The 13,117-nt window shown below is 69.0% G+C and carries 11 protein-coding genes; 4 read left to right on the top strand and 7 right to left on the bottom strand.

The window, feature by feature from the left end; translation table 11 throughout:
* Nucleotides 1-48: 48 nt before the first annotated feature.
* Both AAF604_16780 and AAF604_16775 read left to right on the top strand, forming a co-directional pair.
* Nucleotides 49-1,569, top strand: coding sequence for an NAD(P)/FAD-dependent oxidoreductase (locus AAF604_16780; GenBank protein ID MEM7051328.1), 1,521 nt, complete (start codon nucleotides 49-51; stop codon nucleotides 1,567-1,569).
* 5 nt (nucleotides 1,570-1,574) lie between these two features.
* Nucleotides 1,575-4,304: a hypothetical protein gene (locus tag AAF604_16775; GenBank protein ID MEM7051327.1), complete on the top strand. Its 2,730-nt coding sequence runs from the start codon at nucleotides 1,575-1,577 to the stop codon at nucleotides 4,302-4,304.
* A gap of 41 nt (nucleotides 4,305-4,345) precedes the next feature.
* Here AAF604_16775 and AAF604_16770 read toward each other — a convergent pair whose 3' ends face one another.
* Together AAF604_16770 and AAF604_16765 are read right to left on the bottom strand one after the other, a co-directional pair.
* Nucleotides 4,346-5,185, bottom strand: coding sequence for a hypothetical protein (locus tag AAF604_16770; protein MEM7051326.1), 840 nt, complete (start codon nucleotides 5,183-5,185; stop codon nucleotides 4,346-4,348).
* Nucleotides 5,182-5,994, bottom strand: coding sequence for an AAA family ATPase (locus AAF604_16765; protein MEM7051325.1), 813 nt, complete (start codon nucleotides 5,992-5,994; stop codon nucleotides 5,182-5,184). Before AAF604_16765 ends, AAF604_16770 begins: the two co-directional genes overlap by 4 nt.
* Nucleotides 5,995-6,200: 206 nt before the next feature.
* Here AAF604_16765 and AAF604_16760 point away from each other — a divergent pair, with 206 nt between their 5' ends.
* Both AAF604_16760 and AAF604_16755 read left to right on the top strand, forming a co-directional pair.
* Nucleotides 6,201-6,941, top strand: a complete 741-nt coding sequence (locus AAF604_16760) for an alpha/beta hydrolase-fold protein (protein ID MEM7051324.1) — start codon at nucleotides 6,201-6,203, stop codon at nucleotides 6,939-6,941.
* Nucleotides 6,938-7,693, top strand: coding sequence for a DUF1223 domain-containing protein (locus tag AAF604_16755; protein ID MEM7051323.1), 756 nt, complete (start codon nucleotides 6,938-6,940; stop codon nucleotides 7,691-7,693). The genes AAF604_16760 and AAF604_16755 overlap by 4 nt, the downstream gene beginning before the upstream one ends.
* A gap of 390 nt (nucleotides 7,694-8,083) precedes the next feature.
* On the opposite strand, the gene AAF604_16750 is transcribed toward AAF604_16755, so the two are convergent.
* The 5 genes from AAF604_16750 to AAF604_16730 all read right to left on the bottom strand — a co-directional run bounded on the left by AAF604_16750 (nucleotide 8,084) and on the right by AAF604_16730 (nucleotide 13,027).
* The gene (locus tag AAF604_16750) at nucleotides 8,084-8,647 is read right to left on the bottom strand and encodes a peroxidase-related enzyme (GenBank protein ID MEM7051322.1); all 564 of its coding nucleotides are present in this window, start codon (nucleotides 8,645-8,647) and stop codon (nucleotides 8,084-8,086) included.
* 1 nt (nucleotide 8,648) lies between these two features.
* Nucleotides 8,649-10,625, bottom strand: a complete 1,977-nt coding sequence (locus AAF604_16745) for an MMPL family transporter (protein MEM7051321.1) — start codon at nucleotides 10,623-10,625, stop codon at nucleotides 8,649-8,651.
* Nucleotides 10,626-10,805: 180 nt separating this feature from the next.
* On the bottom strand, nucleotides 10,806-11,009 hold the full coding sequence (locus AAF604_16740; GenBank protein ID MEM7051320.1) for a dodecin family protein: 204 nt from the start codon (nucleotides 11,007-11,009) through the stop codon (nucleotides 10,806-10,808).
* Between the two features lie 251 nt (nucleotides 11,010-11,260).
* On the bottom strand, nucleotides 11,261-12,670 hold the full coding sequence (locus AAF604_16735; GenBank protein ID MEM7051319.1) for an MBL fold metallo-hydrolase: 1,410 nt from the start codon (nucleotides 12,668-12,670) through the stop codon (nucleotides 11,261-11,263).
* A 9-nt stretch (nucleotides 12,671-12,679) separates the two neighbouring features.
* A complete protein-coding gene (locus AAF604_16730) occupies nucleotides 12,680-13,027 on the bottom strand; it encodes an STAS domain-containing protein (GenBank protein MEM7051318.1) in 348 nt (115 codons plus the stop codon).
* Between the last annotated feature and the right edge of the window lie 90 nt (nucleotides 13,028-13,117).

Here is a 13,117-nt window from a genome sequence, read left to right as displayed (position 1 = left end):
TAGCTTGGGGCCGACTGCAATGCGAAAGATTCAGGGGTGGGAGGGATCGTGAAGCTGCCTTCGAACGGGCAAGACGCCAGCGCCGCCAGCGGACGTTGGGATCGCCGCAAATTTCTGACCACCTCGGGCTTGGCCCTGTCGCACCTCGCCTGGAGTGGCTGTACCAGCAGCCGCGCGGAACGCTCGCCGATCGAAGAGGTGGTGGTGGTCGGCGCCGGCATCGCCGGCTTGACGGCCGCTTACCGATTGCTCCAGGCCGGCGTTCCGGTGCGCATCCTCGAGGCCCAAGAGCGGGTCGGGGGGCGCATCTGGACCTTGCGAGAGCAGTTTGCGGAGGGGCAGTTCGTCGAGCTCGGAGGGGATCGCATCGATTCCGGGAGCCTGCGGGTGGCGGCGTTGTGCCGGGCCCTCGGTCTCGAGCTCGAAGATCTCTGGCAGGATGGCCCCCACCTGCGACCGTCCTTCCTCTTCGGCGGTGCGCGCCGCGGCGAGGCCGAGATCCTGCGCAGCCTCGGCAGCATCGCCGAGCGATTGACCTCGGACCGCTCCCTGATCTTGCCCTACGGGACGCCCAGCTATCGCAATCCCGGCGGCAGCTTTCTGGATCGGCTCAGCCTCGAGCAGTGGCTCGAGCTGGCCGGCGCCGAGGGCTGGATTCGGGATCTGCTGGCGGTGGCCTACGGTGCCGAGGGCGGCCGTGGACCTGGAGAGCAGTCGGCCCTCAATCTGGTGACGCGGCTGGAGCCCGGCGGCCAGAACCTGCGACTGCTCGGGCGCCGCGACGGGCGCTTCCGGGTGCGGGGCGGCAACGACCGCCTGATCGCCGCCCTGGCGGCTCGTCTCGGAGGCCGCATCGCGACCGGAACGGTGCTCGAAGCGGTACGCCGCCGGGCCGACGGCAGCCTCGCTTTGAGCGTTCGGCAGGGAGCCTCGGTGCGAGTGGTGTCGGCGCCCTATGCCATCGTCACCTTGCCCTTCAGCACCCTGCGCCGGGTCGAGCTCGACGTCGACCTGCCGCCGGTGAAGCAACGGGCGATCGACGAGCTGGCTTACGGCGATCACGCCCGGCTGGTTCTCGGCTTCGGCCAGCGGACCTGGCGCCAACAGGGCCTCAACGGCGCGCTGTGGAGCGACCGGCCGCGCCAGCGGGTCGCCGAAGCCTCCCGCGGCCAGGCCGGCCGCGCCGGAATCTTGACCCCGGACGCCTGGGGCGCCGGCCGGCGCCAGGTAGTGGCGGGCCCGGTGGCGACCCGGGCCGACGCCGCGCTGCGCCAGTGGGCGCCGCTGTTCGGCGATCTGGCGGCGGCCCATCGACCCCCCGCCGTGCGCTTCGACTGGCAGTCCTTCGAGTGGAGCCAGGGGAGCGTGAGCTGCTATGCCCCGGGCCAGTGGACCATCTTCGGAGGTTCCGAAGGCGAGCGCCACGGTCGCTTGTTGTTCGCCGGCGAGCACTGCTCCCGCATCGCCCCGGGCAGCATCGAGGGCGGCTGTGAGACCGGTTGGGCCGCAGCCGAGGCGCTGCTGGTGGACTTCGGTCTGCTGGCGCCGCCGCGTCGCCGGGGCGCCTGATCTCGATGCGGCGCTGGCTGGCTCGTCTGGCCTTCTCGCTGCTGGCCCTGGCCGCTGTCTACCTGGGAGCAGCCAACTACTTTCTGAGCTCCGATTGGGGCCGTAGCCAAGTCAACCGGCGTCCCGAGAAGCTCACCCTCGAGTGGCAGCGGGCCCGGACCTTCCTACCCGGCGTCATCCATCTCGAGGCGGTTCGCGTCGCCGGCCATTCGCGGGCCGTCGACTGGTCGATGACCGCCGACGAGGCCTCCCTGCGCATCGGTCTGCTGGGTCTGGTGCGAAAGCACTTCGTGGTTCATCGCCTGGACGCAGCGGGAGTCGAGGTCGAGATCGATCGTCGCCCGCCGGCGGCCGCCGGAGAGGTGGCAGCCGCCTCGTCCGTGCCGCGGCGTCGGCCCTGGACCCTGCGTTTCGCCGACGTCGCCCTCGGCGAGCTGCGCCGGGCGCGCTACGGCGAGCTGCTGCTCGATGGCGCGGAGACTCGCGGCGAGGTCGAAGGTGCTTTCACCCTGGCCCTGCGTCGCACGGTCGAGATTTCGTCGTCGCGCCTGCGCTGGCAGGGCTCTCGCCTGTCCTGGAAGGGCGAGCCCTGGCTCGAAGACCTGAAGGTCGACAGCGAGGTCTCTCTCGGTCCCTACGAGCCGCGGGAGCATCGCGGTAAGGCGGCACTGGCCTTTCTCGCCGGTCGCCTGCAGGCTGCCGGTGAGCTGCCCCTGGAGAAGCTCGCCGAGGGTGACCAGCAGGGGGCGGATCGACACCTCCAGGGAATCGGCGAGCTGGCGGCGCTGCTGCAGGTCGAGGGCGGCGAGCTGCGCCCCGAGAGCCGGGTCGAGGTGGCGGTCGATCGCTTCGAGGTCGACGCCGGCGGCGGTAGCCTGGCGGCGGACGTCGCGGCGGTGCTCGAGGTCGAAGCCCGGGACGGTGGAGATCGCATGGCCCTGGGCATCGTCGGGGGCGGCCTCACCTTTCACCGCCAGGGCGCCGCCGAGCCTGTGCTGGCCGCCTCGTCGGCGCGCCTGGCGATGACCTCTTCCGATCTCACCCTGGCGAGCGGAGTTCGCGGTTTGGTGGACGAGGTCAAGCGCTTCCGCCGCGCTCGGCGGGAGGCCGGAGCTGGGACCGAGCAGATCATCGAGGTGGCGGCGCGGGATGTCTCCGTCGCAGCGTCCGACAGTTTGATCGCCTCCCTCGATCGGCTGCGGGGCGAGGTCGACTTGACCGCCTTGGCGGCGCGCCGAGTGGTGGCGCGTCGGGTGCGCGGTCGCGGCGCCCATCTGCGCTGGGCCGGCGGTGCCGAGCGCGGTCCGCGACCGCGTCGCGGCCAGGGTTGGAGTCTCGAGCTCGCCGATGTCGCCCTCGATCAGGTGCCGGAGCTCTCCCTCGGTCCCTTCCGGCTGCAGGGACTGGCCCGGGTGGCGAGCCAGCGGGTGGCCTTCGCCCCGGGGCGTCAGATCGACCTCGAAGGGGTCTCCTTGACCACCGCCGACGGGGTCCTGCTGGCGTCGGGCGATCCCGTGGCTGAGGCTCTCGACCTCGAGGCGAGCGGCGACTTCGGTCCTTTCCGCTTCGGCGAAGACCCCTTTCGGGCCCTCTCCGGCCGCGTCCAGGTGTCGGGCGAGGCCGGTTCTCTCGGCTTTCTGCGCTATTTCATGAAGGCGGCTCCCTGGCTCGACGTCCAGGGTTCCGGCAAGCTGCAGGCGGATTTGCTGCTCGCCCGCGGGCGCCTGGCGCCGGGTGGCCAGCTCGCGGTCGAGGTGCCGGCCATCGAAGCCGACTTCTTGGACTATCGGGCGCGCGGCCGAGCCACCGTTCGCGGCGTCGTCGAGGAGGCCTATGGCGGGGCGCGGGCGGATGTCTTCGTGAAACTCGACGATTTCTCCCTGGCGGCCCTGGCGACGCCCGACCAGCCCTACATCGAGGGCAAGGGCTTCCACCTCACGGCGACGTCCGAAGCCCTCGACCTGCGCCGGCCCTTCGGGGACCTCGAAGCGGTGGTCGACATTCCCGAGTCGGATGTGCCGGATCTGCGGGTCTACAACGCTTACCTTCCGGCCAGGTCGCAGGTCGAGATCCTCTCCGGCGCCGGTCGGCTGCGGGGTTTCTTCGAGCTCTCGGCGCGTGACGACTCGGGCCTCGGGCGGATCGACCTCACCTCCGACGCGATGCGCGTTCGCTTTCTCGATCACACCCTCGGCGGGGGCCTTTACCTCAAGGCGCGCCTGGAGAGCGAAGATTTGCGGCGGCGCCGCTTCGACCTCGATCGCAGTCGCCTCGAGCTGCGCGATGTCACCCTCGATGACGCCGCCGAGGGCGCCGGCGCGGACTGGTGGGTTCGGCTCGAGCTGCTCGATGGCGAGCTCTCCTGGAACAAGCCTCTGACCCTCGAGAGCGACGCCCGGCTGGCGATGAAGGACACCGGCTTCCTGCTCACCCTGTTCGCCGACAAGAAGCGCTTTCTGCACTGGTTCGATCGCGTCCTCGATATCGAGGACGTGACCGGTGAAGGGCGGGTCGAGCTCGGCGATCGCTCTCTGGAGATCGATCCCATGAACTTTGCCGCCAAGCACCTCGACCTGCGCACTCGATTGCGCTTCGACGAGGGCGGCAAGCTGGGCTATCTCTACGTCAAGCTGCGGGGACTGTCGGCGGGCCTCGAGCTCGACGACAAAGAGCGCGATTTTCGTCTGCTGCGGCCCAAGCGTTGGTACGAGAGCCGACCGGCCTTTCCGGACTGAGGCCCCTGTTCGGCGGTCCGTCTGGCGGTTCGCAGTGACCCCTACTTGAGGCGGATCACCAGCTCGAGACCGTCGTCTTCGATCTTGACCCGGTCGCGCTCGATGGCGACGACGCGGAAGCCGGAGATGCTCTCACCGAGGCCGATGATCTGGCCGTTGAGGACCGCTGCCGGCTGGACTTCAGACCAGGCGATGCCGTCGAGGCGCAAGGTGCCACCGCCGGGCAGGGGAGCCTCCTTGAGGTGGGCCACGGTGGCGGTGGTATCGCCGCCCGGGTCGGAAGCTGCCGGATCGGAAGTTGCCGGCGCGGCGGTAGCCGGCACCGTCGCCGCGGGAACGTCGCGAGTCGCGGCGGCGGGGGGCCGAGGCGCCGTCGGGCGGGCGGGGGCGGTGGAGTCCGCCAGCTCTTGCGGTCGGGAAGCTACCGGCGGCTGGTTCTGGTTTGGCGCCGGGGTCGAGTCGGCGCGAGGATCGCTGGCGGGCGCCTGGTCGACCGCCGGCGGCGGCTGGCTGCGGGTCGAGCGGCGGCTCGGTGGTGCGGGGGTTGCGCCGGCCGGCGGGGCGCCCGCGGCAGGGGCTGCGACCGGTGCGCCGGTCGCAGCCGGTGGGGCGCTTGCGGAGAAGGTCGGTTCGGCCGGCGCGGCCGCCGGCGCTGGGGCATCGGCCGCGGCCTCGGTGGTCCTCTCGGAGGAAGCGAGGCGGGCGCCAAGGGCGACCAGCAGGAAGGCGGCGGCGAGGGCGCCGGCGCCGACCAGAGCCCACAGCCACGGGCGCGCCTGGCGCGCCTCGGTGACGATCGGGTAGGGCCGGCCGCTCTCGAGGGCATCGCGGCGGGCGGCGTCGACCTTGGCCTTCTTGAGGGCCTCGTTGATCAGGCTCATGAGGGCTTTCCTTCGAGCTCACGGACGGCCCGGCCGACGTGACGCCAGCGCAGGTGGTCCTGACCGGTGACGTATCCGCACAGCAGGGTCTTGTCGCAGACGGCGTTGATCAGCCGCGGAATGCCCCGGGAGTAGCGATGCACCCGCCGCAGGGCCCAACGGCTGAAGGTCGCACGCGAGTTGCCGCCGGCGATATGGACCCGGTAGCGGATGTACTCGCCGGTCTCCTCCAGGTTGAGGGGCGACAGGTGGTAGCGCACCGTGATGCGTTGGCGGAGCTGCCGTAGGCGGCGGTCGTCGAGCACCTCGCGCAGCTCCGGTTGGCCGATCAGTACGATCTGCAGCAGCTTGCGTTGGTCGGTTTCGAGATTCGACAGCAGGCGGATCTGCTCGAGCAGCTCGCGGCTGAGGTCCTGGGCTTCGTCGATGATCAAGACGACATCGTGGCCGCTCGCCACCTGCTCGAGGAGGAAGCTATTGAGGGCTTCGAGGCAGGCGACGCGATCGATGCGACCCACCGGCATGCCGAGCTCGCGCAGGATGGTGCGCAGCAGCTGGTTGCTGGTCATCACCGGATTGAGCACCAGGGCGGTGCGGAAGGACGGCCCGAGCTCCTCGAGGAGGGCACGACAGAGGGTCGTCTTGCCGGCACCGACCTCGCCGGTGAGCTGAATGAATCCCTTGCGCTCGCGAATTCCGAACAACAGGTGATTGTAGGCTTCGCGATGGCGATCGCTGAAGAACAGAAAACGTGGGTCGGGGGTGATGTTGAAGGGCGCTTCGCGAAATCCGTAGAACTCGTTGTACATCGCGCGGCCACCTCACTCGCCGCGGCCCGGGCTGGCGGCGACGACTTCGATCCTTTCGAACTGTAGCACGCGGGGCCTTGGTGCTCGCTGGCATGGCGAGAGGCCGCCCGGTGCCGATGAGCACTTCGGGCTAGAGTAGACCGTCGGGTCGGCGCTTGATGCCGGCCCGGGCATTGCGGCTGGATCCGCGGAGGAAGCGAGGCACGATGGCGAGTCACGATCTGATCCCCAGCCGAGCGATGGATCGCTCGATCAACATCTGGCGCTTCGGGCACTGGGGGCGCCCGCTTCTGGTCTTTCCCTCGGCCGCCGGCATGGCCCATGAGTGGCGAGCCCACGGCATGGTCGACACCCTCGGATCGCTGGTCGGCGGTGGCAAGCTCAAGCTCTACTGCACCGAGAGCAACGTCGCCGAGGCCTGGACCCGCAAGGACCATTCGCCGGAGTGGCGGATTCGTCGCCACATGGCCTTCGAGCGCTACGTGCTCGACGATCTGGTGCCCTTCATCCGCGCCGACTGTCGCAGCCCGAAAATCCGAATCGGAGTGACCGGCTGCAGCCTCGGAGCCTTCTACGCGGCACTCTTCGCGCTCAAGTTCCCGGAAGTCTTCGACTACGCCCTCTGCATGAGCGGACGCTACGAGGCGCGCAACTTCACCGATGGCTTCTCGAACCTCGATGTCTACTTCAACAACCCGCTGGCCTTCGTGCCGAGCCTCGAGGGCGAGGACCTCGAGCGGGTGCGCCGGCACACCCATCTGACGCTGGTCTGCGGCCAGGGCAAGTGGGAGGAAGGCTGTATCGAGGAGACCCAGGCGATGGGCAGCCTGCTCGAGGCCAAAGGCATTTCCCATTTCCGCGATATCTGGGGCCACGACGTGTCCCACGATTGGGAGTGGTGGCAGCGTCAGGCGCGCCACCACCTCGGCCAGAGGTACGGCGCATGAGGCTCGATGGCCGGGTTCTCGGAGTCGTGTTGGGGGCGGTGTTTGCGAGCCTCGTCGGCGCGTCGCCGGAGGCGGCCGAAGGGGACGTCGCGGCGGGTCCGGTGCTGGTCGAGCTGTTCACCTCCCAGGGCTGCTCGAGCTGCCCCCCGGCGGATCGCTTGCTGCGCCAGCTGGCTGCCGATCCGGACCTCGCCGCCCGCCTCGTGCCGCTCGCCTTCCATGTCGACTACTGGAACGATCTCGGCTGGCGGGATCCCTTCTCGAAGCGCCGCTGGACCGAGCGCCAGGTGGCCTACGACGGCAGCCTCGGGGTCGGTACCCTCTACACCCCTCAACTGGTGGTGGCGGGCCGGGAGCATGTCGTCGGCTCCCATGAAGGCGAGGTGCGACGGGCCCTCGAGGAGGCCCTCGCACGGCCCGCCGTCGGGCGACTGGAGGCCCGTCTGGAGAGCGGTACGGGTCACGCCAGGGTCACCCTGGAACGGCCCCTCGAAGCGGCGGCGGAGCTTTGGCTGGCGGAGATCGAAAGCGGCTTCGCGACCGACGTTCCGCGTGGTGAGAACGCCGACCGCCAGTTGCGCAACGACTACGTGGTGCGGCACCTCGAGCGCCTGGCGGTTCTGTCGGCGGGGCAGACCGAGCTGGCCGCGACCTTTGCGATGAAGGCCGATGCGGAAGGGCAAGCGGTGGTTTTCCTGCAGCAGCGTGGCCATGGCCCGGTGTGGCTGACGGCGGGACCATTGCGGCCCTGAAGGAGGCCCTCGAACCGGCCATCGGGCGTTGCGGGCCCGGCCGACGGGAAGCTCGGCAGGCCGGGTCCGCCGCTACTTGGAATCGGCAAACCTGAAGTTGGTTGTCCCGTCCTTGGTGGGTTGGCTCACCTTACAAGTGAACTGAGGAAATCAAGGGGAGGCCCCGGGCGTCGAGCCCGGGATCATCCCTGGGAACTCAGGGGGCGGGGTTGGATCGGCCGGGTGGACACCCGGTTTCTGGATGAGGCCCCCTCGGTCCGCCGGGCGCAAGCCCGGCCCCGAGGGGAAGGTGCGTCCGCCGGTTGCTCGAACCCTTTGGTCCCCTGTCCCTCGAAGCATCGGCCGCGTTGGTGCTCCGTTCGGCCACGGAGTCCGCGGCGTGGCCGTTGCTTATTTTTTTGTCTCGGGTTCGGGGAACAGCTCCGCCTCGAGCTCCACGCCCAGCCCATCAGCGAGACGGTTGACGAAGGCGTAGTAGCCGGTGACCTGATTGATGTCGAGGATCGCCGTGTCCGAGAAGCCGTTGCTGCGCAGGGCTTCGACATCGCGCCGCCGCATCGCCCAGGGCTCGACGGTGAGTCGCACCGCGTAGTCGAGCATGGCGCGATCGGCCGGGCTCAGCTCCGCCTGGCGGTAGTCCTTCTTAAGGGTTTCGACCAAGACCTCGTCGTCGGTGAGTTCGAGGAGCCCCGCTCCGTGGTGGGCAATTCAATAGCGACAGCGATTGGCGGCCGAGACCACCACCGCGATCATCTCCCGTTGCGTGCGGCTGAGCGGTGAGCGTCCGCGCATCACCGTGCGATAGAGCTCGAAGTGGGCCGCCAGGGAGGCGGGATTGAGGCTGTGGATCTTGAGGATGTTGTCGACTCCGCCGTGGGGGCCGACGAGGCGTTCGTAGAGCCGCTGCAGGCGGCCGTCGGCACGGTCTTCGTCGATCACCTCGATCCAGGCCATGTCAGGCCCTTTCCCTGCCGCCGGCGAGGCGCGGCAAGACGGTGAGCGCGAGGGCGGCGGCCAGCAGGCTGCCGACCACCACCGCGCCGCCGAAGCGTTGCGTCGGCGGAAAGCTCGAAGCGAAGAAGATCGAGAAGCCGATGGCGACGATGGCGGTGGCACTGACCACCGCGGTGGCGGTCTCCTGAAGGGCCTGTCGCCAGGCGGCGGCGGGAGCTCGACCGGCGTGGCGGGCGCGGCGCGCCGCCGCGGCGAGGTGGATCATCGAATCGACGCCGAGGGCGAGAGCGATCGTCGGGGCGGTCGACGAAATGATGTCGAGGGGACGCCCGAGGAGGCCGAAGGTGCCGACCACGGCGAGCGGTACCCAGGGGAGGCAGAACACCAGGGCCGCCGTGCTGCGACCGTTGCGACTGACCGCGAAGGCGATGCCTGCGAACAGCAGCCAAAGGAGCAGCAGGCCGCGCAGCAAGCTGGAGCGCACCAGGCTGCCGAGGCGATCCTGGAGATCGTAGAGGCCGCCGACGAGCTCGACATCGAGGCCCTGCTCGGAGATCCCTCGGGTGAGGCGGTCGATCACCGCTCGGCGGTTCTCCCGGCGTTCTTCCTCGTGCATGCGCAGGAAGAATTGAGCGCGATCGCGATCGGCGGTGATGAAGGACAGGGCGACCCGCTGATAGGAGTCCTGCGACAGCAGATCGAGCAGCGACGACGGTGGCAGGAGGGCGGCAAAGGGCGAGGTCTCCTTGGCCTCGGCGACCAGCGCCGCGGCGCTCAGCACGGCGCCGGTGGCGGCATCGTCCTCGAGAGCTTGCTGGGCGGCGGCGAGCTGGGCGATGCCTTCCGAAGTGTCGAGGCGCTCTCCCGAGGGCAGGCCGACGACCAGTGACAGGGGGCTCGAGCCGCCATCGCGGTCGATCGCCGCGAGGCCCTCGTGAAGCGGTGATCCATCCTGGAAGTAGGACAGCAGATCGGGATCCGTCTGCACTCGGAGGATGCCGAGGGCGAGCAAGGCACAGAGGCCGAGGGTGACCCCCGCCGCCAGCGGACGGCGCGGCAGCCAGCCCTGGCGACCAGCGCTGCTGGCGGCGCGGGCCGAAGCCAGAAAGGGTGGAAACAGGAGGTAAGCGGCGGCGATCGCGAGGAGCGCTCCGATCACTCCGGCGACTCCCAGCTCGCGCAGCGGCTTGGCCGACGCCGTGGTCAGACTGGCGAAGCCCAGCAGGGTGGTGGCCATGCACCAGAAAGAGGCGGTGAAAACGCTGCGTCGGGCCTGTTGGGCAGCAGTCGCGGGATCGCCTCCGAGGCTTCGCCAGCGGGCGGTGAGGAACACCGTGTGGGAGAGGGTCAGGACGAAGACCAGGGTGACCAGGTTGGCGGTCAGGATGCCGATCGGGACGCCGATCAGGGCGAGTACCAGGAGAGTCGCCGCGGCGGCCGCAGCGCAGCTCGTCAGAGTGCCGACCACTACCGGCAGGGAACGGAAGAGCAGCGCCAGGACGAGACCGAAGAGGGCGACGGCGGCGCTGCTGAAGATGCGCAGATCGCGGACCAGGGAACGGCGCACCTGCTCGACCACGAAGGGCACTCCGGAGAGTTGGCTGTGCAGGCCCTCGCTGGCGAAGCCGGCGACCGCCGCTTCGACCTGGCGAACGGTCTCACCGCCGGCCTGCGGCGTGAGCGACAGGACGATCAGGCTGGCGGAGTCGCCGCCGGGCATCAGAAGACGGCGCCAGAACGGGCTCTCGGGCAGGAGCTGGGGGCTGCGAGGACCGCGGGTGGCACTCTGCACGCCGGTGACCTCGGAGAGGGAGGCGAGCTCGGCGCTGAGGGCTTCGAGTCGCTCCAGGTGATCCTCATCGGCGAGGGAGCCGGCGGCTCGTACCAGGATCTGGTCGCCGGCCGGGAAGAGCTCCGCGATGCGACCTGCTTCGAGTAGCTGGGGGTCGTCGCTGGCGAAGAAGAAGTCACTCTCCACCCGCGGCGAGAGGTCGACCGTCCAGGCGACGGCGATGATGGTCAGGAGGGTTCCGACCAGGGCGAAAATCGCTGGCCGGTTCAGGATCGTCTCCGAGAGGTCATGGCAGCGATTCTAACCATGCCTTCGCGGGAGCGGTCCGGCGGCGGAAGCGATGGCCGCTCCGCCGCCCTGGGAGACTCAGTCGTTCAGGATGAACGAGACCTTCAGGTTGACGCGGTAGGCGGTGATCTTGCCGTTCTCGACGTCGACCTTCTCACCGTTGACCCAGGCGCCGGTGATACCGGAGAGGGTCTTGCTGGCGCGGGCGATGCCCTTCTCGATAGCGTCCTGGAAGCTGACGCTGGAGGTCGAAGAAATCTCGGTGACTTTGGCAATGCTCATCTGGTTGCTCCTTACTAAGGGAAATGGGCCTAAGAAAACTTGGGGCGATCGCCACCGGTGAGGGCGGCAGGCCAGAACCCGCCTTCGCCGATCGGCGTCGGTCTTGGATCGCGGGTGTCTTCAAGACTAAAGGACGACCTGAGCAAAGGCAATGCCAGCCCTCGCCTTGCTCAAATCCTTGGGTCGGACAGCGCGCTGCCGAGCCGGAGCCGAGGAAATTCTCCCGGCCCCGGGAGATTCTGCTACCTCGCTCACCCCAGGTAGCGGTCGAGGGTAAAGCTCTCGCCGTGATCCGGCGTGATCGTGTCGCAGTGGAAGCGCCGCCGCAGCTCGCGTCCGAGAGCCGCCGCCGGCTCCGGCTCGCCGTGGACCAGGAAGACAACCTTCGGTGGCCGCGGGGCGCTCGCCACCCACTCCAGCAGAGCTTCGCGATCGGCATGGCCGGACATGCCCTGGAGGGACAGCACCTGACAGCGCACGGCGACGTCGGAGCCGTGAATGCGGATGCTGCGATCGCCTTCGAGGAGGGCGCGGGCGCGGGTGCCATGGGCCTGGTAGCCGACCAAGGTGATCAGGTTCTTGGGGTCGCCGGCGAGGCGTTTGACATGGTGCAGGACGCGGCCCCCGGACAGCATGCCACTCGACGAGATGATGATGCGAGGACCCTTCATGCGGTTGAGCTGTTTCGATTCGGCGGTGGTGCGATGAAAGCTCACATCGCGCGGGAAGAGGCGCAAGCGGCCGTCTTCGAAGACCTCCGGATCGAGGTTGCGCTCGTTGAGGTGGTGGCCGTAGATGTTGGTTGCCTTGGTGGCCATCGGGCTGTCGATGTGGATCGGCACCTCCGGCAGGCGCCCCTCCTTCATCAGGCGGCGGAGCACCAGGGTCACCTGTTGCGAGCGCCCGACGGCGAATGCCGGGATGAGGACAATGCCGCCATTGCCGAGGCACTCGGAGAAGGGCTCGCCGATCTGCTCAAGGATCGACACCTGCGGGTGCGAGCGATCTCCGTAGGTCGACTCCATGATCAACACGTCGCACGCCGGGAGCGGCTCCGGATCCGGATGCAGGGGCATTTCGAAGCGGCCGACGTCGCCGCTGTAGACCAGCCGAAGCTCATCGTCGCCGCGGGAGATGACCGTTTCGATGAAGGCCGAGCCCAGGATGTGGCCGGCATTGTGAAAACGGGCCCGCAGGGGGCCGAGGTCGAGCCACTCGTCGAACAGCAGACGTCGCCGCAGGTCGAGGGCGGCGCGGGCGTCTTCCCGAGTGTAGAGAGGGAGCGCCGGCTTGTGCTTGCTGAAGCCCTTGCGATTGGCGTAGCGGGCGTCGTCTTCTTGGATCTTGGCCGAGTCGAGGAGCATCAGCTCGGCGAGCTCGTAGGCGGCCGGAGTGCAGTGCACCGGGGCCTCCAGGCCGAGCTTGACCAGCCGCGGCAGGAAGCCGACGTGGTCGATGTGAGTGTGGCTCAGCAGGACATGGTCGATCGAGGCCGGGGCGAAGGTCGGCGGCGCCCAGTTGCGCAGCCGCAGCTTCTTGCGGCCCTGGAACAGTCCGGCGTCGAGCAGAACGCGGGTCTGGTCGACATCGAGGAGGTGCTTCGAGCCGGTGACGGTGCCCGCGGCGCCGTGAAAGGTCAGACGGAGTCTCTCGCCGGTCATCGCGCCGGCTCAGCTCTGAAAAGCTTCGAGGGCTTCGTCCTCGGTCTTGTAGGTGTCGAGGAGGGGCAGGATGTCGCTCAGCTCGAGGACCCGCCAGACGCGGGAGGTTCCCTCGAGCACCTTGACCGCGACCCCTTGCTCTTGGGCGGAGCGATGGCTGGCGACGAGCTGACCGACACCGGCGCTGTCCAGGCGCGGCACCTCCCGCAGGTCGAGGAGGACCTTTCGGCAGCCCGATTCCACCAGCTCCTGGAGCTGGTCGCGCAACACGGAGTCGCCGTTGCCGGCCACGATGGGCCCGAGAAAAGAAACCACGGTCACGTCGTCGGTGACCCGTACCTCGGCTTGAGTCGTCATGAACAGAGCCTCGCGGTGAGCGGCGCCTAGGCCGCTTGTTCTCAGGGGGATACCGCCCTCGATCAGGGGCGGATCTTAGCACGAGGCAGG

The sequence above is a fragment of the Acidobacteriota bacterium genome, assembly GCA_039028635.1.
Lineage (GTDB): Bacteria > Acidobacteriota > Thermoanaerobaculia > Multivoradales > JBCCEF01 > JBCCEF01.
This window is presented reverse-complemented; position numbering and strand designations above follow the sequence as displayed.

Bases quoted from the DNA above. Each gene is read 5' to 3' on its own strand.
- AAF604_16775 (MEM7051327.1), top strand. From the start codon at position 1,575: ATGCGGCGCTGGCTGGCTCGTCTGGCCTTCTCGCTGCTGGCCCTGGCC.
- AAF604_16770 (MEM7051326.1), bottom strand. From the start codon at position 5,185: ATGAGCCTGATCAACGAGGCCCTCAAGAAGGCCAAGGTCGACGCCGCC.
- AAF604_16765 (MEM7051325.1), bottom strand. From the start codon at position 5,994: ATGTACAACGAGTTCTACGGATTTCGCGAAGCGCCCTTCAACATCACC.
- AAF604_16760 (MEM7051324.1), top strand. From the start codon at position 6,201: ATGGCGAGTCACGATCTGATCCCCAGCCGAGCGATGGATCGCTCGATC.
- AAF604_16755 (MEM7051323.1), top strand. From the start codon at position 6,938: ATGAGGCTCGATGGCCGGGTTCTCGGAGTCGTGTTGGGGGCGGTGTTT.
- AAF604_16740 (MEM7051320.1), bottom strand. From the start codon at position 11,009: ATGAGCATTGCCAAAGTCACCGAGATTTCTTCGACCTCCAGCGTCAGC.
- AAF604_16735 (MEM7051319.1), bottom strand. From the start codon at position 12,670: ATGACCGGCGAGAGACTCCGTCTGACCTTTCACGGCGCCGCGGGCACC.
- AAF604_16730 (MEM7051318.1), bottom strand. From the start codon at position 13,027: ATGACGACTCAAGCCGAGGTACGGGTCACCGACGACGTGACCGTGGTT.